This window comes from Microbacterium sp. 22195, assembly GCF_052056515.1.
In the GTDB taxonomy this organism is placed as follows: domain Bacteria; phylum Actinomycetota; class Actinomycetes; order Actinomycetales; family Microbacteriaceae; genus Microbacterium.
Map to the genome: position 1 here is coordinate 1 of NZ_JBQEPE010000012.1, position 18,479 is coordinate 18,479.

Sequence of the window (18,479 nt, forward strand, 5' to 3'; positions counted from 1 at the left end):
ACGGTCGCCGCAACCTCCCAAACTCGGGGTGTTGCGACGACCGTTGGAACCCGCCATGACCGTACGCAGGGGTCTCGGCAGAAGGTAGGGGTCTCGACGAACGAGCGGCCCGGTGCGATCAGGCCTCGGCGGGCTCGTCCTCCGGGACGAAGTCGACGCCGGCCTCGGCGCGCTGCTCGGGAGAGATCGTGCCGGGGGCCTCGGTGAGCGGGTCGAAGCCGTTGCCGGACTTCGGGAACGCGATCACCTCGCGGATCGAGTCGGTCTTGGTCAGGTGCTGCATGACGCGGTCCATGCCCAGCGCGATCCCGCCGTGCGGGGGAGCGCCGAACTTGAAGGCGTCCAGCAGGAAGCCGAACTTCTCATCGGCCTGCTCTTCGCTGATGCCCATCACCTTGAAGACGCGCTTCTGGATGTCTTCGCGGTGGATGCGGATCGAGCCGCCGCCCAGCTCGGAGCCGTTGCAGACGATGTCGTACGCGTAGGCCAGGGCGGATGCCGGGTCGGTGTCGAACGTGTCCTCGAACTCCGGCTTCGGGCCCGTGAAGGCGTGGTGCACGGCGGTCCAGGCGCCGGAGCCGACTGCCACGTCGCCGGAGGCGATCGCGTCGCCCGCAGGCTCGAACATGGGAGCGTCGACGACCCAGGTGAATGCGAACTCGTTCGGGTCGAGCAGGTCCAGGCGGCGACCGATCTCGACACGTGCGGCGCCGAGCAGCGCACGGCTCGCCTTGGTCTCGCCCGCGGCGAAGAACGCGCAGTCGCCGGGCTCGGCGCCCACGAGCTCGGCGAGGCCCGCCTGCTCGGCCTCGGACAGGTTCTTGGCGACGGGCCCGCCCAGGGTGCCGTCCTCGTTGAAGAGCACGTACGCCAGGCCGCGCGCGCCGCGCTGCTTGGCCCAGTCCTGCCACGCGTCCAGCGTCTTACGGGGCTGCGAGGCGCCGCCGGGCATGAGCACCGCGCCGACGTACTCGGACTGGAACACCCGGAACGGGGTGTCCTTGAAGTAGTCGGTGGCCTCGACGAGCTCCAGGCCGAACCGCAGGTCGGGCTTGTCGGAGCCGTACTTCGCCATCGCGTCGGCGTAGGTCATCCGCGGGAGCGGGGTCTGCACGTCGACGTCGATGGTCTTCCACATCGCGACGATGAGGGACTCCATCATCTCGATGACGTCCTCCTGGTCGACGAAGCTCATCTCGATGTCGAGCTGCGTGAACTCGGGCTGGCGGTCCGCGCGGAAGTCCTCGTCGCGATAGCAGCGGGCGATCTGGAAGTACTTCTCCAGGCCGCCGACCATGAGCAGCTGCTTGAACAGCTGCGGCGACTGCGGCAGCGCGTACCAGCTGCCCGGGTGCAGGCGGGCCGGCACCAGGAAGTCACGGGCGCCCTCCGGGGTCGACCGGGTCAGGGTCGGGGTCTCCACCTCGATGAACTCGCGCCGGTGCAGTTCGTCGCGGATCGCCTTGTAGACGTCCGAGCGCAGGCGCATCGCGGCGGCGGGTGCCGGCCGACGCAGGTCGAGGTAGCGGTGCTTCAGCCGCACCTCCTCGCCGATCGGGTCGGTCTCGGCCAGTCCGCTGGAGACCTGAAAGGGCAGCGGCGCCGACTCGTTCAGCACCACCACGTCGGTCGCGATCAGCTCGATCTCGCCGGTGGGCAGGTTCGGGTTCTCGTTGCCGGCAGGACGGCGGGAGACCTCGCCGGTCACTTGCAGCACGAACTCGCTGCGGAGCGGGTGAGCGACCTCCTCGTCACGGATGACGACCTGCGCGATGCCCGAGGCATCCCGGAGATCGATGAACGCGACGCCTCCGTGATCGCGGCGACGATCGACCCAACCCGTGAGGGTGACGGTCTGACCGATGTGCTCGGCTCGCAGCGAGCCTGCCGTGTGTGTGCGAAGCACGGAGGATTCCTTCTGATCGGGGAAAGAGGGACCGTCCCAGTCTACGTGGGGTGTCGTGGCGCCCGACTTGCACGGACCGGCGCGCTACGGTGGGTGCGTGACGGCATCCCGACTCCACCTCGTCCGCCACGGCGAAGTGCACAACCCCGCGCGGGTGCTGTACGGCCGGCTGCCGGACTACCACCTCAGCGAGGCCGGTCGCGCGATGGCGCGCGCCGCCGCCGAGCACGTGCAGCAGTTCGGGCGCCCGGTCGCCGAACTGCGCTGCTCACCGCTGGAGCGGACGCAGGAGTCGGCGGCGCCCTTCGCCGAGCTGTTCGACCTCACTCCGACGCTCGACGATCGCATCATCGAGCCGACCAACGTGTTCGAGGGGAGGCGGATGTCGCGCGCGCTTCGCGACCCGCGCAACTGGTGGCACCTGCGCCGGCCCTCCGTGCCGAGCTGGGGGGAGCCGTATCGTTCGGTCGCGGATCGGATGCTGGCGGCGATGGACGAGCGGTGGGATGCCGCGGATGACGGGGACGTCGTCTTCGTCTCCCATCAGGCGCCGATCTGGATCACGCACCTCGCGGTCGCCGGCCTCCCGCTGCGCCACGACCCCCGCACACGCCGCTGCGCGCTGTCGAGCGTCACGAGTTTCGAGCGCGTCGGCGACGTGTGGCGGGAGATCGACTACGCCGAGCCGGCGGCATCCGGGATCGACCTCGGCGCGGTGTGAGCGCTCAGCCGGCCAGCCCCTGCACGACGGATGCCGAGGCGAGCGGACCCGCGGCGGCCCCCGCGAGCACGGATGCCATGGCGCCGGGAAGGCTCGCCCGGTGAGCGATGTCACCGGCCGCCCAGACCCCGGGACGGGATGTCCTGCCGAAGTCGTCGATCTCGATCGCTCCGCTGGGGAGCATCGTGAGACCCAGCTGCGCGGCGAAGGGCGCGCGCTGACGCGCGGGCCCCGTGGCGACGAACAGTCCCGCCACGTCGACGGCTTCGCCGGCGGTCACGCGCACGCCGTCGCCGTGCTCCGCGACCGCGGACGCGCGGCCCGGATGGATAACCGCTCCTGCTTCCTGCAGCGACAGGCGCTGCCCATCCTCCAGCGTCTCGCCGTCGAACACCACGATCTCCGCGATGATCGGACGCAGCAGGCGGACCAGGTGCTCGAAACGCGAGCTCTCGCCGACCAGGCCGATCCTGCGGCCCGCGAACTCGTGGCCGTCGCAGAACGGACAGCTGAAGGCACGCAGCCCCCACAGGCTCGCCAGCCCCTCGATGTCCGGGAGCTCATCGGCCATGCCGGTGGCGAGCAGCAGCCGGGACGCGCTCTCGGTCCGGCCGTCCTCGAAGGTCACGCCGAAGCCGCCGTCGACGGACTCCACCTGATCGACGGTGCCCGCGAGCGCCTCGACCGTGGCGTACTCGTCGAGCTGCTCCCGTGCCACCCTGCGGAAGTCGGCCGGCGGCGTGCCGTCGTTGGCGATGACGTTGTGCATGTGGCGCACCGTGCCGTTGCGGTATGCGCCCGAATCGACGAGCAGAGCGGTGCGGTGCATGCGTCCGAGGGTCAGGGCGGCCTGCAGGCCGGCGGGGCCCGCGCCGATGATGATGACGTCGCGCATGGTGATCCTCCTGGGGTCGGGTTGCTTTCCCCGCCAGTCTGTGACTTCATGTCAACATGAAGTCAAGTTCCGATCGTCCGTGGTCCGTCGGCGAGGTCGCCGAGCGGTTCGACCTGCCCACGAATGTGCTGCGGCACTGGGAATCGGTCGGTCTGCTCTCGCCGGCCAGGGACGGCGCCGGCCGGCGCCGCTACGGACGCGACGACGTCGTGCGCGTGGCCGTCGTGCTGCGCAGCAAGGCGGCGGGCATGAGCCTGGACCAGATCGCGCATCTGCTCGAACGCGACATGTCCGGACGGCACCAGGTGCTGCAGGCCCATCTGGACGATCTCGACCGCCGGATGGCCGAGATGCGGCACTCGAAGGCGATGACCGAGCACGCGCTGCGATGCTCGGCGCACGACATCTCGACGTGTCCGCGCTTCCGTGCGGAACTCGCCGATGTGCTGGTCGGGTTCGATCCCGCAATCGACGCGAAGGTGCCCGCGGGCGTATAGCACCGTTCCAGAGCACCCATAGGAAACGCGCGTACGATTCCCAGCGTGTCCTCGCCTGCTCGATCCCGCCGCGATGTTCTGCGCATCGGCGCTGGGGCCCTCGCCGGCGCGCTCGCCGTGGGCCTGAGCGCCTGTGCTCCCGACCCCGCGACCGACGCGTTCCTGAACGGCAAGGAGAAGGCCTACACGGCCGACGACCTCCGCGTCGTCGAGATCCCCGCCGACAAGCGCGGTGAGCCCGTCGTCTTCGGCGGCACCACCGAGTCGGGCGAGAAGTTCTCCAGCGCCGACAGCCTCGGCGAGGTGATCGTCGTGAACTTCTGGTACGCCACCTGCGGCCCGTGCCGCGTGGAGGCCAAGGACCTCGAGGCCGTGTGGCAGAAGCACAAGGACGACGGCGTCGTGTTCATGGGTGTGAACATCTACGACCAGGCCGCCACCGCCCAGGCCTTCGCCGAGAAGTACGGCGTCACCTACCCGAGCCTGCTGGACGCCGACAGCGGTCAGGCCAAGCTCGCGTTCGCCAAGGTCGCACCCATCCAGGCGCCCCCGACCACGCTCGTGCTCGATCGCAAGGGACGCGTGGCCGCCCGCATCATCGGCCCCATCGACGGCACGTCGATCCTGTCGACCCTGATCGCCGACGCCCTCGAGGAGAAGGCGTGAATCCGGATGCCGTGATCGGCGCCGGTGCACTCTGGCTCGCGATCCCGCTGGCGCTGCTCGCCGGCCTCGTGTCCTTCCTCTCCCCGTGCATCCTGCCCCTCGTGCCCGGCTACCTCGGATTCATCGGAGGAGCGGCCGGGGCGCCCCCTTCGTCTCGCTCCGCTCGCTCAGGGACCGGAGCGGGGAGCGCTCGCGGTGACCGGCGCCGGCTGCTGCTGGGCGTGCTGCTGTTCATCCTCGGTTTCACGATCGTGTTCGTCGCGATCACGGCTCTCAGCGGGACCTTCGGCGCGTTCGTGCTGCAGTGGTCCGACCTGATCACGCGGATCTTCGGCGCCCTGATCATCGTCATGGGTTTCGTGTTCCTGGGCTTCTTCGGCTTCGCGCAGCGCGAGATGCGGCTGCACGTGCAGTCCACGACGGGGCTCGTGGGGGCGCCGCTGCTCGGCATCGCGCTCGGCCTGAGCTGGGCTCCCTGCACGGGACCGACGCTCGGGGCGATCGTGGCGCTGTCGTTCAACGCGGGTGACCCGTGGCGTGCGGCCCTGCTCGGCGTCGCATACTCGCTGGGCCTGGGCATCCCGTTCCTGCTGGTCGCGCTGGGCTTCGGCTGGGCGACCTCGGCGACCGCGTTCATGCGCCGCCACATTCGCACCGTCAACATCATCGGCGGCGCGCTCCTGATCGTGCTGGGCCTGCTCATGGTCACCGGCCTGTGGACCCAGATCATGTCGAACATCGGGGCGGTGATGAGCAGTGTCATCCTCCCCCTCTGAGGGCACTCCGAATCGGAAGACGAAGGGCGGCCAGGACGGGTCCTCCTCGGTGTCCGATCCGCTGCGGCCTGCCGACCACATCGACTCGGCGGACGCCGCCGACGACGGCATCACGCAGCCGAAGCTCGGATTCGTCGGCTGGCTGCGGTGGGGCTGGCGTCAGCTGACCTCGATGCGCGTCGCGCTGATCCTGCTGCTCTTCCTCGCCATCGGCGCGGTTCCCGGTTCGGTGTTCCCGCAGCGGTCCGCCGACCCGAACGGCGTGCTGAAGTACAAGACCGACAACCCGGATCTCTTCCCGATCCTGGACAAGCTCAGCATGTTCGACGTGTACTCGTCGCCGTGGTTCTCTGCCGTCTACATCCTGCTGTTCATCTCGCTGATCGGCTGCATCATCCCGCGCATCAAGCACCATGCGAAGGCGCTGCGCGCGCTTCCGCCGCGCACGCCGGCTCGGCTCGCGCGGCTGGAGGACCACCGATCCGTCAGCCGTGGCGCTTCGTCGGGCTCAGCAACCGCGGATGCGGAAGCAGCGGCGTCCATCGACGTCGCAGAGAAGCAGCTCAAGGCGCTCGGCTACCGCGTCGCGCGGTACGACCGCGGGCGGGTCTGGTCGGTGTCGGCCGAGCGCGGCTACTGGCGCGAGACCGGCAACCTGATCTTCCACATCGCCCTGGTCGGCGTCCTCATCACCGTCGGCGTGGGCGGCGGGTTCGCATACACCGGGCAGCGTGTCGTCGTCGAGGGCAGGTCCTACGTGAACGCCCTGATCGACTACAACTCGATCAACCGCGGGCGCTTCGTGCCCGACGACGCCTTCGTGCCCTACGCGCTCACGCTGGACTCCTTCGACGTCACGTACGAGGCGCTCGGAGCCCCCGGCGCCGGTCAGGCCGGCAACTTCAAGGCCAACCTCACGGTGCGCGAGCCCGACGGGTCGAAGCGCAAGGCGGCCGTCGAGGTCAACCACCCGCTGAGCGTCGGCGGCGACAACGTCTACCTGCTCGGCAACGGCTACGCGCCCAGCATCACGGTGCGCAACGCGCAGGGCGTCGAGGTCTTCAGTGGACCGGTCGAGTTCCTGCCGCAGGACAACAACATGACCTCGCTGGGCGTGCTGAAGATCCCCGACGGGATGCCGAAGCAGCTCGGTCTGGTCGGCTTCCTCTACCCGACGCCGGCCAAGCTCAAGAGCGGGGCGTTCACCTCCATCCGCGGCGATCTGAACTTCCCGCTGCTCACGCTCGACGTCTACCAGGGCGACCTGGGCATCGACGGCGGCAACCCGGTCTCGGTCTACCAGCTCGACACCAATGACATGACCAAGCTCAACGGGCGCGGCACGGACGTGAAGTCCATCCAGCTGCAGCCCGGTGAGACCGCGGACCTGCCCGACGGCCTCGGCACGGTCACGTTCGAGAACGAGTCGCCCGCGGGCGCCAAGGACTTCAGCAAGTCCGTGAAGCGCTACGTCTCGCTGCAGATCCACCACGACGACTCGGTCGTCTGGGTGCTCGTCTTCGCCCTGCTCGCCCTGGCCGGGCTCGGCCTCGCGCTGTTCGTCCCGCGCCGCCGCATGTGGGTCAAGGCGACAGCATCCGACGATTCCATCCATCTGGAGTACGCTGGCCTCGCGCGCGGCGAGGACCCCACTCTCGCCGCAGCCGTGGACGATCTCGTCCGCGGGCACGAGCGGCTGCTCGATGCGGCCGCCTCGCGGCACCCCGTGAAGGGAGCATGACATGCCCGATCTCGATTCCATCTCGCGTCTGACGCTGTGGACGGCCATCGCCATCTACGCGCTGGCCTTCATCGCCTACGCGTTCGATCTGGCGCGGCGCTCGTCGACGGTGAAGGCCGAGGAGCGGATGCTGGTCATGTCCGACGGCACGGTGTCGCAGGCGCCGGTCGACGGCGACGTGGACGCCCCGGTCGGGAAGCGCTTCGTGATGGCGCGCATCGGAACCTCCCTGATGGTGCTGGGCTGGCTGTTCCACCTCGCGGCGACCCTGACCCGCGGCTTCGCCAACGGCCACGTGCCGTGGGCGAACCTGTACGAGTTCGCGATGACCGGCACGCTGCTGGTCGTGCTCGTGTACCTGGTGATGCTCACCCGCATCGACCTGCGCTACCTGGGCACGTTCATCTCGGGCATCGTGCTGGTGCTGCTGGGCGCGGCATCCGCGTACTTCTACGTCGAGGTGAAGCCGCTGGCCGACCCGCTGAAGTCGGTGTGGCTGGTCATCCACGTCTTCGTGGCTTCGCTGTCGGTCGGCATCTTCGCGCTCGCCTTCGCGCTCTCGGTCATGCAGCTGCTGCAGTCCCGACGTGAGCGCCGCGTCGCAGAGGGCATCGCGAACGCCGGCCCCGGCTTCCTGCGCACCCTGCCCGACACGGTGCGCCTGGAGAACCTGGCCTACCGCTTCGCCGTGGTGGGCTTCATCTTCTGGACCTTCACGCTGATCGCAGGTTCCATCTGGGCGTACTTCGCTTGGAGCAGGTTCTGGGGCTTCGACGTGAAGGAGACCTGGACGTTCATCATCTGGGTGCTCTACGCGGGATACATCCACGCCCGCGCGACGCGGGGCTGGCGCGGCACCCCTTCGGCCTGGCTGTCGATCACCGGCTTCGCCGCCGTGATCTTCAACTTCACGATCGTGAACGTGTACTTCAAGGGCCTGCACGCCTACTCCGGCCTCAGCTGAGCCGGGCGCTAGCATGGCGGCATGATCCGCTTCCTGATCCGCACGGCGATCTCGCTGGGGACCTCCGCTCTCGCCCTGCTGGTGTGCTCCTGGATCCTGCCCGGATTCGGTCTGTCGCTGGGCGGCTTCCTGACCGCGGTCATCGTGTTCACGATCGCGCAGGCGGTGCTCTCCCCGTTCATCTTCAACATCGCGCGCAAGCACGCCAGCGCGGTCCTCGGCGGGATCGGACTGGTCTCCACCTTCGTCGCGCTGCTGATCGCCTCGCTGTTCCCGGGCGGCCTGCACATCACGGGCGTCGCCACCTGGATTCTCGCTACCCTGATCGCCTGGATCATCACCGCGCTGGGCACCTGGCTGCTGCCCCTGGTCTTCCTCAAGAAGACCGTCACGAAGCGCGGTTGAGGCCGCGGTCAGCCGGGCTCAGTCGCCGAGGGCGATCACCTCGCGATGCTCGGCGCCGTCGGAGTACGTGACGAGCTCGACCTCGATGACCGTCTCCGCAGGCGGCGCCGGGTAGTCGTGTCGGGTGTCGGATGCCAGTCGCTCCCAGTCGTCGGCATCCAGCGACTTCGCGTAGACCGTCGACAGGTGGAACGTCCACTCGTCCAGCGGCAGCTCGCCGATGCGGCGCAGGTCAGTGCGATTCAGCGCGTCGGTCAGGGACGCATAGGCCTGCACGAGTGACGGGGTGCGCGCGAGCCTCGCGATGACGATCTGCCAGGGCGCAGGGAAGGAGTCGACGGCCTCGGTGACGATCTCGATCGGATGCTGCTGTGCGGCCCACTCGCCGACGGCGGTCCGCACCTGGTCGACGCGATCCGGTTCGTAGAGCCCGCGCAGCGTGACGTGGGCGGCGCCCGGGTAACGCACCGTCTCACCCAGTCGCGTGTGCGCGGCTTCGCGGGTCCGGTCCCACTCGCGCATGACGGCGCCCGTGGGACGCAGAACGACGTACTGCTGTCCCTCCAGGTCTCGCAGCTGCCCGGGGTCGGTCATGAAGTCGCGCGCCATTCGTCGACGCTACCCGGCATCGGTTCAGGCACGCTGTCTCATGTCCTTGAGAACAGGACGAATGCCGAGGACAGGACGATCCCACGCGAGATCGTCCTGTCCTCGGCATTTCCTGTCCTGGGAGAGGGGGAGCCGCGAGCGGGCGGATGCTAGGCGGTGGCGAGGACGCGGTTCGCGGAGGTCGTGCGCCGCGTCGCCACGGCGAGGGTCGCAGCGCCCAGGGACAGGGCGGCCCACACCACGAGTCCCGCGAACGCGGCACCGTTGGGAATGATCAGGCCGCCGAGCGCGGGGGCCGTCGGCATCGCGGCGCCGAGGCCCGCCAGCCAGGCCGGGATCGTGGAGATGAGTCCGGTGGCCACCGCCAGCACGCCGATCAGGGCGCTGATCCAGCGCCCGATGCCGCCGAGCACCGCGACGAGCGCCTGGTTGACGGCGGCGAACGCGATGCCTGCGAGCACGGCGAACCCGGCGAAGCCCCACCAGGTGGCCGCGTCGTAGCCGGCGACGATCTGCACGATCAGCGCCACCAGCACGCCCTGGCCTGCGCCGAGCGCCGCAGCGGGCCAGAACCCGCGCAGTACCATGCCGAACGACGAGCGCCGCGAGGTCAGCGCGTCACCCGGCACCGCGCGCAGCGCGATGAACGAGGCCAGCGCGCCGAACCACAGCACGACCGCAGACAGCAGCGGGATCGCGGTCGGGCCGAACATGTCGCCGGACGCCGATGCCTTCACCGGGTCGGCGATCACGGAGGCCAGCTTGGTGGACTGCTGCTCGTCGAAGGACGGCAGCGAGGTCGACGCGGTCTTCAGACCGTCGGCGAGGTCGCTCGACCCTGTCGCCAAGGAGTCGATGCCGGTCGCGAGCGTGCCCGCGCCGTCGGCCAGCGCGGTCGCCCCGTCGCCGAGCTGGGTCGCGCCGGATGCCAGGGCACGGGCGCCGTCACCGACGTCGGACGCGCCGCCGGCCAGCCCGCGAGAACCCGCGGCCGACTGCTCGATGCCGCTCGCCAACTGCCCGAGACCGCCGCCCAGCTGGGAGGCTGCGGTGCCGGCGGTGCGCAACTGCGTGCTGAACTCGCCAGGCAGCGCCGCAACGCCTTCCGAAACGCTCTTCGCGTAGCCGGCGCTCGTGTAGGCGGGCTTCACGGCGTCGCCCAGGTCGGCCGCTGCCGAGCCGAGCTTGCCGCAGAACTCCGCGGATGCTCCGGAGGCCAGGCACTGCTGCGCGAGGGTGCCGATCGTCTGGGCGCTTCCGCCGACGGCATCCGCCACCTGCTGGGCGATCGCCTTCGAGCCGGCGGCACCAGCGACCAGCTGCTGCATGTCGCCCTTCGGGTCGGTGAGCGCACCCGCACCGGCGATCAGACCCTGACCGAGCTGGGTCGCACCCGATCCGGCCTCGCGCGTCTTGGCCGCGAGGGTGTCGAGACCCCCGCCCAGCTTCGTCGCGCCGTCAGCGAGCTGACCTGCTCCGCCCGCGAGCTTGTCCGCGCCACCGGCGAGGCCGTCGGCGCCGTCGGCGAGCTTGGTCGCCCCGTCGGGCAGCGCAGCCGCACCGTCGGCTGCGGAGCGTGCGCCGTCGGCGAGCTTGGCTGCGCCGTCGGCGGCCGTCCCGATCTGGTCGCCGATCGTCGTGAAGCCGACCAGCACGTTGCCGACCGTGGCCTCGCTGAGCATCGTGCCCATGGTCGAGGTCGCGACGGACGCGATCTGGTTGGTGATCAGGTCGTCTGCGACGCGGCCGTCGGGCGGCGTGGTGACGGTGATCTTCGCTTGCTTCGGGGCATCCTTCCCCTTCTGCAGGGCGGTGCCCGCTGAGGTCGCATCGGCCGAGAACGACTTCGGGATCGTCACGACCGCCTGATAGGTGCCGTCGCCGAGGCCCTTCGCGGCGTCCTCCTCGTTGGAGATCACCCAGGTGAGGTTCGAGTCGACGTCATCCGAGCCCTTCACCAGGCCCGAGGCCAGCTGACGCCCGAGCGGGGTGTACTGGCCGTCGATGGTGACGGGCTTGTCGAGATTGACGACCGCCGCCGTCATCGACTCGAGCCGATCGGTCGGGTTCTGCAGCGCGGTGACGAGGATGCCGCCGATCAGCGCCGGCAGCAGCAGCACGCCGATCAGGGTCAGCCAGGTGATCGGGCGGCGCGAGCGCGCGCGTTCGATGGGGAGGGTCATGCGGTCACCTCGGTCGTGTCGGAGGAGGAATCGATCTGCCGAGACCCCGTGCTGTCGTCGACACCCCGGGTTGCGGACGTCTGCAGCTCGGGGTCTGGACGGGAAGCCGGGGTCTCGGCGGAAGAGGAGGAGAGGTCCACCACGGATGCCGCCCCGCGGCCGGCATCCGTCAGCAGCGCCTGCGCGGTCGCCGGGTCCACGGCGGTCGCGAGCACGGCGAGGTCGGGGCCCGCATCCCGCAGCCGCGCGGCGAGCTGGTCGCGCTCCGCGGCGGTGAGCCGGTCGACGCCGTCGAGGACGACCAGGCGCGTGCGCCCGCGCAGCGCCTCGGACACCTGTGCCGCGGCATCCGCCTCGCCGAGCATGACGACGCCGACGCGCGAGCGCACCCAGGGGGCCCGGCCCGGCAGCAGGTGGTCGTCGACGCGCAGCCTGCCGGCATCCGGCTTGAGGCGCCCGGCGACCATGAGCGACAGCGCGCGCAGTGCGCGGTGCGGGGCGCCGGTGACGATCAGTGCTCCGCCCGGCTCGAGCCGCAGGCGGGCACCCGAGATGTCCGCGGAGGAGAGGGTCAGGTCGTCGGCGGCGACGATGCTGTCGTCACCCGGCCACGCGGCGAGCGACCGCTCGCGCTCGACGGCCTCGCCCTCGATGTCGACGTGCGGCAGGATGCGCTCCAGCCAGCGGGGGATGCGCCAGGCGCGCTCGCCGAGGATCGCCATCACGGCGGGGATCAGCGTCATGCGCACCAGGAACGCGTCGACCGCGATGCCGGCGGCGAGCCCCAGGGCGATCGGCTTGAGCGAGGAGTCTCCCTCGGGGACGAACGCGACGAACACGGCGAACATGATCAGCGCGGCCGCGGTGACCACCCGCGCGCTGCTCGAGAAGCCGCTGCGCACGGCGTTGCGGGCAGCCTCGCGGCGGTCCCGGGACGGGTCGTGCACGTAGTCCTCGCGCATCCGCGAGACGAGGAACACCTGGTAGTCCATCGCCAGTCCGAACAGCACGCCCATCAGCACGATCGGCATGAAGCTGATGATCGGCCCGGTGCGCGCCACATGCAGGGCATCCGCGAACCAGCCCCACTCGAACACCGCCGCGACCACGCCGAACGCGGCGACGATCGAGAGCAGGTAGCCGACGGCGGCCGTGATCGGCACCCAGATCGAGCGGAACACGATCGCAAGCAGGATCAGCGACAGCCCGATCACGAAGACGCCGAACGGCAGCAGGGCCGCTCCGAGCTGATCGGAGATGTCGATCGCGACGGCCGTGAAGCCGGTGACCTTCAGGTCGATGCCGAACTCCTTCTGCCACTCGTCGTGGTGGGAGCGCAGCTCGCGCACCAGGTCGGCGGTCCTCGGGTCGTCGGGCGCGGTGGTCGGGATGATCTGCACGATGCCGGTGTCGGCGGTCTCGTTCGGGGTGGCGAGGGCCACCTCCTTCACGCCGGGGATCTTCTCGACGGCGTCGCCGAGGTCCTTCATGAGGTTCAGCGGATCGGTCGACGTGACGATCGTGCCGGTGAGGATCAGGGGTCCGTTGAAACCGGCGCCGAACTCGTCGGCGGTGAGGTCGTAGCTGACGCGGGCCTCGGAGCCCTTCGGCAGCACGCCGGCGTTGGGGAGTGCGAGGTTCAGGCTCAGTGCGGGGATCGACACGACGCCCAGGCCCAGCACGATCGCGATCGTGACGAGGATCGGTCGCCTGGTGACGCCGGAGACCCAGCGCTGGGAGCCCTTCGTCTCGCTGCGCTCGCTCAGGATCCACGGGCGGCGCTCCTTCGGCACAGCATCCTTCTTCGACTTCTTCGCCGGTCGCTCGGTGCGCACCCGACCCGCGACGCGGCCCTTCAGGAAGCCGAGGAATGCCGGGGTCAGGGTGACCGCGATCGCGACGGCCACCGCGACGGCGACGGCCGCGGCGACGCCCATCGTCGTGAGGAATGGGATGCCGGCGAAGCCGAGCCCGATCAGGGCGATCAGCACCGTGACTCCGGCGAAGACGACGGCGGATCCGGCGGTGCCCACCGACCGTGCGGCGGACTCCTCGGGGTCCACGCCTGCGCGAACCTGGTCCTGATGTCTGGCGACGATGAACAGGGCGTAGTCGATGCCGACCGCGAGCCCGAGCATCAGCGCGAGCAGGGGAGTCGTGGAGGAGACGGTCGCGAACGCGGTCGCGGCGAAGATGCCGGCCATCGAGATGCCCACGCCGAGGATGGCGGTGAGCAGCGGCAGCCCGGCGACCACGAACGAGCGGAAGGTGACGATCAGCACGAGCAGCGCGACGACGAGGCCGACCGCTTCGGTGAGCGTGATGGTGGGGATGGCCATGGCGAACAGGTCACCGCCGAGCGCGACCTGCGATCCCGTCGGCAGCTGGGGGCCGAGCGCGTCCACGGTGTCCTGCAGGTCGGTCTTGACGCTCGCGGGGATGTTGCTGGACTGCCCCTCGAGCTGGATGCGCACGATGGCGGCGGTGTGCTCCTCGTTGATCATGCCGGAGACGGTCTCGTCGTACGGCGAGGAGACGGCGAGCACGCGGTCGTCGACGCCCTTCAGGGTCGAGATCGTGTCCTCGATGTCGTCCTTGTACGGCGCATCGCGGATGTCGTCGCCGGGGGCGGCGACGACGATGAACTGCGCGTTCGTGCCGCTCACCTGGGGGAACGTGCGCTCGAGCTGCTGCAGACCCGCCTGCGACTCCGTGCCGGGGATCGAGAAGGTGTTGTCGGTTCCGGCGCCGAGCACGAGGGCGCCGCCGCCGGCGATGCCGAGCACGAGGAGCCAGCTGACGAGCACGCGCCAGGGGTGCCGGAACGACCAGCGACCCAGCGACGACAGGAGAGTGGACACGCGGCCTCCGCACGAGTTCGATACACGGGTGTATTCAATACGTACATGTATCGTAAGTCAGGAGCGAGGTCGGATGCTGTGCGCTGGATGTGAACATCCGGCGGCCGTCTCGTGACAGAGTTGGTCTCAGGAGGAGTGATGTCGACACCTGCCACGCGGAGTCGTGAGAACACCCGCGCCCGGCTGCTGGACGCCGCGGCCCAGGTCTTCGCCGAGATCGGGCTCGAGGGGGCCACGGTCGAGGCCGTCTGCGAGCGGGCCGGCTTCACCCGCGGTGCGTTCTACTCCAACTTCGAGTCCAAGGACGAGCTGTTCCTCACGCTCGCCGCCTCCGTCGGCGAGTCGCGACTGGCCGCCGTGCGCGAGCGGGTGTCGATGCTCGTCGGCGGCGGGGCGCTGGACGACTGCGACCCTGTCGAGCTCGTGCAGCAGATCATGGACGCCGGCGTGGACGATCGTCTCGGCGTCATGATGATGAGCGAGATCCGCATCCGCGCGCTGCGCGACCCGGCCTTCGGCGCCGCGTACATCGCGCAGGAGGACGAGATGATCTCCGGCATCGCCGCGATCATCCGCGAGGTGGTCGACACCGGGACCTTCCCGCTGCGCGTCGGACCCGATGAGGCCGCACGCCTGCTCATGATCACGTGGGAGGGCACGACCGTGCGGCGTGCCATGGCCGGCGACGACGATGAACGGCTGCGCCGCAGCGGGGGTGCGGCGCTCGGCCGCCTGGTGGAGCTGCTGCGGGCGTAGCCCCGGTCAGTCGCCGAGCAGGGCGTGGCAGCGCTCGACCCGGGCGAGCCACCACTCTCGCCGCTCGGCCGGTGCTTCCAGCCGCGCCAGCGCGGCAGCATCCGGGATCACCCGCGCGGCCGAGACGGAGCCCGCGACCGGACGGGCATCGGCGACGTCGTCGGCGAAGAGCGAGGCGGTGCCGAGGCCGCAGTCGTAGTCGAGTTCGGGGAGGGAGGCCGCGAGGGCGGCCCCCTGCGCCAGTCCGACGGCCGTGTCCAGCGCGCTGGAGACGACGGCGGGCAGCCCGGCCTCGGCGACGATCGACAGCGCGCGGCGGATGCCTCCGAGCGGCTGCGCCTTGATGACGATCAGGTCGGCGGCCTTCGCCTGCGCGACCGCCAGCGGGTCGGCGGCCTTGCGCACGCTCTCGTCGGCGGCGATGGGGATGCCCTTGTGCTTGACGCGATAGCGCAGCTCGGCGAGCTCGTCCACGGTGGCGCACGGCTGCTCGACGTACTCCAGGTCGCAGTCGCCGAGGGCGTGGATCGCGTGCTCGGCCTCGTCGATGTTCCAGCCGCCGTTGGCGTCGATGCGGATGCGGCCCTCCGGGCCCATCAGCTCGCGCACCGCGCGCACCCGGGCGATGTCGTCGGCCAGCTGCTGGCCGCGCTCGGCGACCTTGATCTTGGCGGTGCGGCATCCGTCGAATCGGGCGAGCACTTCGGCGACGCGAGCGGCGTCCACTGCAGGGACCGTCGCGTTCACGGGGATGCGATCGCGCAGGGGAGCGGGCTGCGGGTTCCAGGCGAAGTCCACGGCCGCCTGCAGCCAGGTGGCAGCCTCGGCATCCTCGTACTCCGTGAACGGCGAGAACTCGGCCCAGCCCTGCGGCCCCTCGAACAGCAGCGCCTCGCGCACGTCCACCCCGCGGAACCGGGTGTTCATCGGCAGTGCGACCACGCGGGCGGTGGCGAGGATGTCGGCGAGCGGCGGCGTCATGCGTCCATCATGCCCGGTGTGTCAGGCCAGGCGCTTCTGCAGCTCCACCATCCGGCCCGTCGGCTCGAATCCGAGGAGCGTGTTGACGGCCAGCATGTGCTGATTCGACTCGGCGTTGTACGTGAAGATCTGCGGGATGGCGGCGTCGTGGCGCTGCATCCGCCGCAGGTTCTCCAGTTTGACGCGCAGTCCGAGCCGGTGACCGCGGTCCTCGCGGCGCACCAGCGTGCCCCACTGGTAGGCGTTGCCGTCGTCGCCCGAGTGGACCAACTGCGTGTACGCCGCGATGCGGCCGTCGGGGGCCAGTGCGACGGTACCGAACGAGGTGCGGTGCTGCTGCGCCATCATCCGCTCGTGGGCGCGGAAGTCCTCCACCTCCGACGACGGCGCCTCCAGATCGAGGTCGCCCGTCGGCGCCTCGACGTCGAGCAGCGCGTCCAGGGCGGCCCACTCCGCGACCAGCTCGTCCGGCACCGGGCCGGTCCAGCTGCGGATCGTGTAGCCGTCGGCCGGCGCCCCTTCCAGGAGCTCGTCGATCACGGCATCCGCGACCGGCAGCGCGAGCCGGTTCTGGAAGTCGCCGAGGGCGATCTCGTACCCGTGCCGACGGGCGAACTCGCGGCCGGGCTGGCCGGAGCCGTCGGCGGGAGCGGATGCCGGCCACGCCGTCTCGCCGCGGAGCACCCGGCGATCGGCGGCGACGGCCTCGGCCTCGATGTGCGCGAGCAGTGCCGAGCCGATGCCGCGGCGACGGAACTGCGGCGGCACGGTGACCCCGATCATGCCGGAGTGCAGGTTGTCCTTGAGCCCCAGCGCGAGAGAGCCCGACCCGACGACGTCGCCGTCGAGCACGGCGAGATAGGCGCGGCGGTCGGTCGTCGCGGAGTCCTGCTGCAACTCGGTGCGGCTCTCCTCGAGTGACCAGAGCAGAGCGTTCTCGCCCATGTCCGCGCGTCGTGCACTCGCGTACGCCTCCCACCAGGAATCGACGTCGGCGGTGCGGAACGGATCGACCCGGCGGATCTCGAGAGCGGATGCCATGCCCCCAGCCTACGAGGTGACTGCGTGCCGGATATAACGATGGGCGATTGACAATAGTGTGCGATGCACAATATAGTTCCAGACATGAACGAGAGTGAGTTCGACGGACACCTACAGGAGCTGCGGCGCGGCACGGTCGTGCTGGCCAGCCTGCAGCTGCTGCGGACGCCCGGCTACGGATACGGGCTGCTCGAGCAACTGGCATCCGCCGGGTTCCCCACCGACGCCAACACCCTGTATCCCCTGCTGCGCCGGCTCGAGAAGCAGGGGTACCTCGACAGCGAGTGGAACACCGACGAGGCCAGGCCCCGCAAGTTCTACCGCACCTCGGCATCCGGCATCCGCCTCGCCGACACCCTGACCCAGGAGGTCGCCGCCATCGCGAGCGCGACCGCCGCGCTCCGTGAAGAGGAGAACTGACATGACCGCCACGCTGACCGACCGCTACATCACCGCGACCGTCCGCAGGCTGCCTCAGCAGCTGCAGGCCGAGGTGCGGGAGGAGCTGCAGACCTCGATCGCCGACGCCATCGACGCCCGCGCCGAGCAGGGCGAGCCCCTGGACCAGGCCGAGCGCGCCGTGCTGACCGACCTGGGCGATCCGGCCGCGCTCGCCGCGGGCTATGCGGACCGGCCGCTGCACCTGATCGGCCCGAAGTACTACCTGTTCTGGTGGCGCGTGCTCACGCTGCTGCTCGCGACCGTGCCGGCCTGCGCCTTCGTCGGGGTGGCGATCGGCAAGGCCGTGGCCGGTGAGGGCATCGGGCCGATGATCGGCGAGGGCATCGCGACGGCGCTCTCGGCGATCGTGCACGTGTCGTTCTGGACCACGCTGGTGTTCGTCATCCTCGAACGCACCGGCTCCGAATCGACCTCGAAATGGGACCTCGATCAGCTGCCGCAGGAGTCGGGCCGGGGAGCGGGCCGAGGCGATCTGATCGGCTCGCTGGTGCTGCTCGCGATCTTCGCCGTGCTGCTCCTTCTCGATCACTTCCGCGGCATCGCGGTGGTCGGCGGCGAGATGGTCACGATCATCGACCCGACGCTGTGGCCCGTGTGGATCGGCGTGGTGTTCGCGCTGATGGCGGCGGAGGCGGCGATCGCGATCGCGGTGTACGCGCACGGGAGCTGGACGGTGCGCCTCGCCGTCGTCAACACCGTCGTCGCGGTGGTGACGATGAGCCTGTTCCTCACCCTGCTCGGGCGCGGGATGCTGTTCGCACCGGAGTTCGTGGATGCCGTGTTCGCACGCAACGGGGTTGGCGGCGACGCGCGCACGGTGCTGGCCGTGCTGCTCGGGCTCGGCATCGCCGGTATCGCGGTGTGGGACTCGATCGACGGCTGGCGGAAGGCCCGCCGAGCTCAACTGGCAGTCTGACGCAGGATCCGCGTCATCGGGGGGGGGGGGGGGGGGGGGGGGGGGGTGGGGGGGGGGGGGGGGGGGGGGGGGGGGGGGGGGGGGGGGGGGGGGGGGGGG

17 protein-coding genes are annotated in these 18,479 nt (G+C 70.3%); 10 read left to right on the forward strand and 7 right to left on the reverse strand.

Annotation, left to right across the window (positions count from 1 at the left end; translation table 11 throughout):
* Positions 1-118 precede the first annotated feature (118 nt).
* Positions 119-1,906, reverse strand: coding sequence for an aspartate--tRNA ligase (aspS, locus tag ACTJJ4_RS18480; RefSeq protein ID WP_440944687.1), 1,788 nt, complete (start codon positions 1,904-1,906; stop codon positions 119-121).
* A 97-nt stretch (positions 1,907-2,003) separates the two neighbouring features.
* On the opposite strand from aspS, the gene ACTJJ4_RS18485 reads away from it, so the two are divergent.
* The gene (locus ACTJJ4_RS18485; protein WP_440944688.1) at positions 2,004-2,627 is read left to right on the forward strand and encodes a histidine phosphatase family protein; all 624 of its coding nucleotides are present in this window, start codon (positions 2,004-2,006) and stop codon (positions 2,625-2,627) included.
* Positions 2,628-2,631: 4 nt separating this feature from the next.
* Here the strand turns inward: ACTJJ4_RS18485 and ACTJJ4_RS18490 are convergent, their stop codons facing one another.
* Entirely contained in the window at positions 2,632-3,522 is an 891-nt protein-coding gene (locus tag ACTJJ4_RS18490; protein ID WP_440944689.1) for an NAD(P)/FAD-dependent oxidoreductase, read from the reverse strand.
* Positions 3,523-3,578: 56 nt separating this feature from the next.
* Here ACTJJ4_RS18490 and ACTJJ4_RS18495 point away from each other — a divergent pair, with 56 nt between their 5' ends.
* Genes ACTJJ4_RS18495 through ACTJJ4_RS18520 form a run of 6 tightly spaced genes read left to right on the forward strand, consistent with a single transcriptional unit; the run spans position 3,579 to position 8,571 of the window.
* Positions 3,579-4,019 (forward strand): MerR family transcriptional regulator, encoded by a 441-nt coding sequence (locus tag ACTJJ4_RS18495; protein ID WP_440944690.1) that lies wholly within the window; start codon positions 3,579-3,581, stop codon positions 4,017-4,019.
* 45 nt (positions 4,020-4,064) lie between these two features.
* Positions 4,065-4,685 (forward strand): TlpA family protein disulfide reductase, encoded by a 621-nt coding sequence (locus ACTJJ4_RS18500; protein ID WP_440944691.1) that lies wholly within the window; start codon positions 4,065-4,067, stop codon positions 4,683-4,685.
* On the forward strand, positions 4,682-5,461 hold the full coding sequence (locus ACTJJ4_RS18505; protein WP_440944692.1) for a cytochrome c biogenesis CcdA family protein: 780 nt from the start codon (positions 4,682-4,684) through the stop codon (positions 5,459-5,461). Before ACTJJ4_RS18500 ends, ACTJJ4_RS18505 begins: the two co-directional genes overlap by 4 nt.
* Positions 5,462-5,510: 49 nt before the next feature.
* The gene (gene resB / locus ACTJJ4_RS18510; RefSeq protein ID WP_440944693.1) at positions 5,511-7,202 is read left to right on the forward strand and encodes a cytochrome c biogenesis protein ResB; all 1,692 of its coding nucleotides are present in this window, start codon (positions 5,511-5,513) and stop codon (positions 7,200-7,202) included.
* A 1-nt stretch (position 7,203) separates the two neighbouring features.
* Positions 7,204-8,166 carry a c-type cytochrome biogenesis protein CcsB gene (gene ccsB / locus ACTJJ4_RS18515; RefSeq protein WP_440944694.1) on the forward strand — a complete coding sequence of 321 codons (963 nt, stop codon included), beginning with the start codon at positions 7,204-7,206 and terminating at the stop codon, positions 8,164-8,166.
* Between the two features lie 21 nt (positions 8,167-8,187).
* Entirely contained in the window at positions 8,188-8,571 is a 384-nt protein-coding gene (locus ACTJJ4_RS18520) for a phage holin family protein (protein WP_440944695.1), read from the forward strand.
* Positions 8,572-8,589: 18 nt separating this feature from the next.
* Here ACTJJ4_RS18520 and ACTJJ4_RS18525 read toward each other — a convergent pair whose 3' ends face one another.
* The 3 genes from ACTJJ4_RS18525 to ACTJJ4_RS18535 form a co-directional block, all read right to left on the reverse strand.
* Positions 8,590-9,180 (reverse strand): 2'-5' RNA ligase family protein, encoded by a 591-nt coding sequence (locus ACTJJ4_RS18525; protein ID WP_440944696.1) that lies wholly within the window; start codon positions 9,178-9,180, stop codon positions 8,590-8,592.
* Between the two features lie 149 nt (positions 9,181-9,329).
* Entirely contained in the window at positions 9,330-11,363 is a 2,034-nt protein-coding gene (locus ACTJJ4_RS18530; RefSeq protein ID WP_440944697.1) for a YhgE/Pip family protein, read from the reverse strand.
* Positions 11,360-14,224: an MMPL family transporter gene (locus ACTJJ4_RS18535; protein WP_440944698.1), complete on the reverse strand. Its 2,865-nt coding sequence runs from the start codon at positions 14,222-14,224 to the stop codon at positions 11,360-11,362. Before ACTJJ4_RS18535 ends, ACTJJ4_RS18530 begins: the two co-directional genes overlap by 4 nt.
* A gap of 138 nt (positions 14,225-14,362) precedes the next feature.
* Between ACTJJ4_RS18535 and ACTJJ4_RS18540 the strand changes: the two genes are divergently transcribed.
* On the forward strand, positions 14,363-14,980 hold the full coding sequence (locus ACTJJ4_RS18540) for a TetR/AcrR family transcriptional regulator (protein ID WP_440944699.1): 618 nt from the start codon (positions 14,363-14,365) through the stop codon (positions 14,978-14,980).
* Between the two features lie 6 nt (positions 14,981-14,986).
* On the opposite strand, the gene ACTJJ4_RS18545 is transcribed toward ACTJJ4_RS18540, so the two are convergent.
* Positions 14,987-15,961 (reverse strand): o-succinylbenzoate synthase, encoded by a 975-nt coding sequence (locus ACTJJ4_RS18545; protein WP_440944700.1) that lies wholly within the window; start codon positions 15,959-15,961, stop codon positions 14,987-14,989.
* Positions 15,962-15,982: 21 nt separating this feature from the next.
* Positions 15,983-17,002, reverse strand: a complete 1,020-nt coding sequence (locus ACTJJ4_RS18550; protein ID WP_440944701.1) for an N-acetyltransferase family protein — start codon at positions 17,000-17,002, stop codon at positions 15,983-15,985.
* 84 nt (positions 17,003-17,086) lie between these two features.
* Between ACTJJ4_RS18550 and ACTJJ4_RS18555 the strand changes: the two genes are divergently transcribed.
* On the forward strand, positions 17,087-17,422 hold the full coding sequence (locus ACTJJ4_RS18555; RefSeq protein WP_440944702.1) for a PadR family transcriptional regulator: 336 nt from the start codon (positions 17,087-17,089) through the stop codon (positions 17,420-17,422).
* Between the two features lies 1 nt (position 17,423).
* On the forward strand, positions 17,424-18,380 hold the full coding sequence (locus ACTJJ4_RS18560) for a permease prefix domain 1-containing protein (protein WP_440944703.1): 957 nt from the start codon (positions 17,424-17,426) through the stop codon (positions 18,378-18,380).
* Positions 18,381-18,479 lie beyond the last annotated feature (99 nt).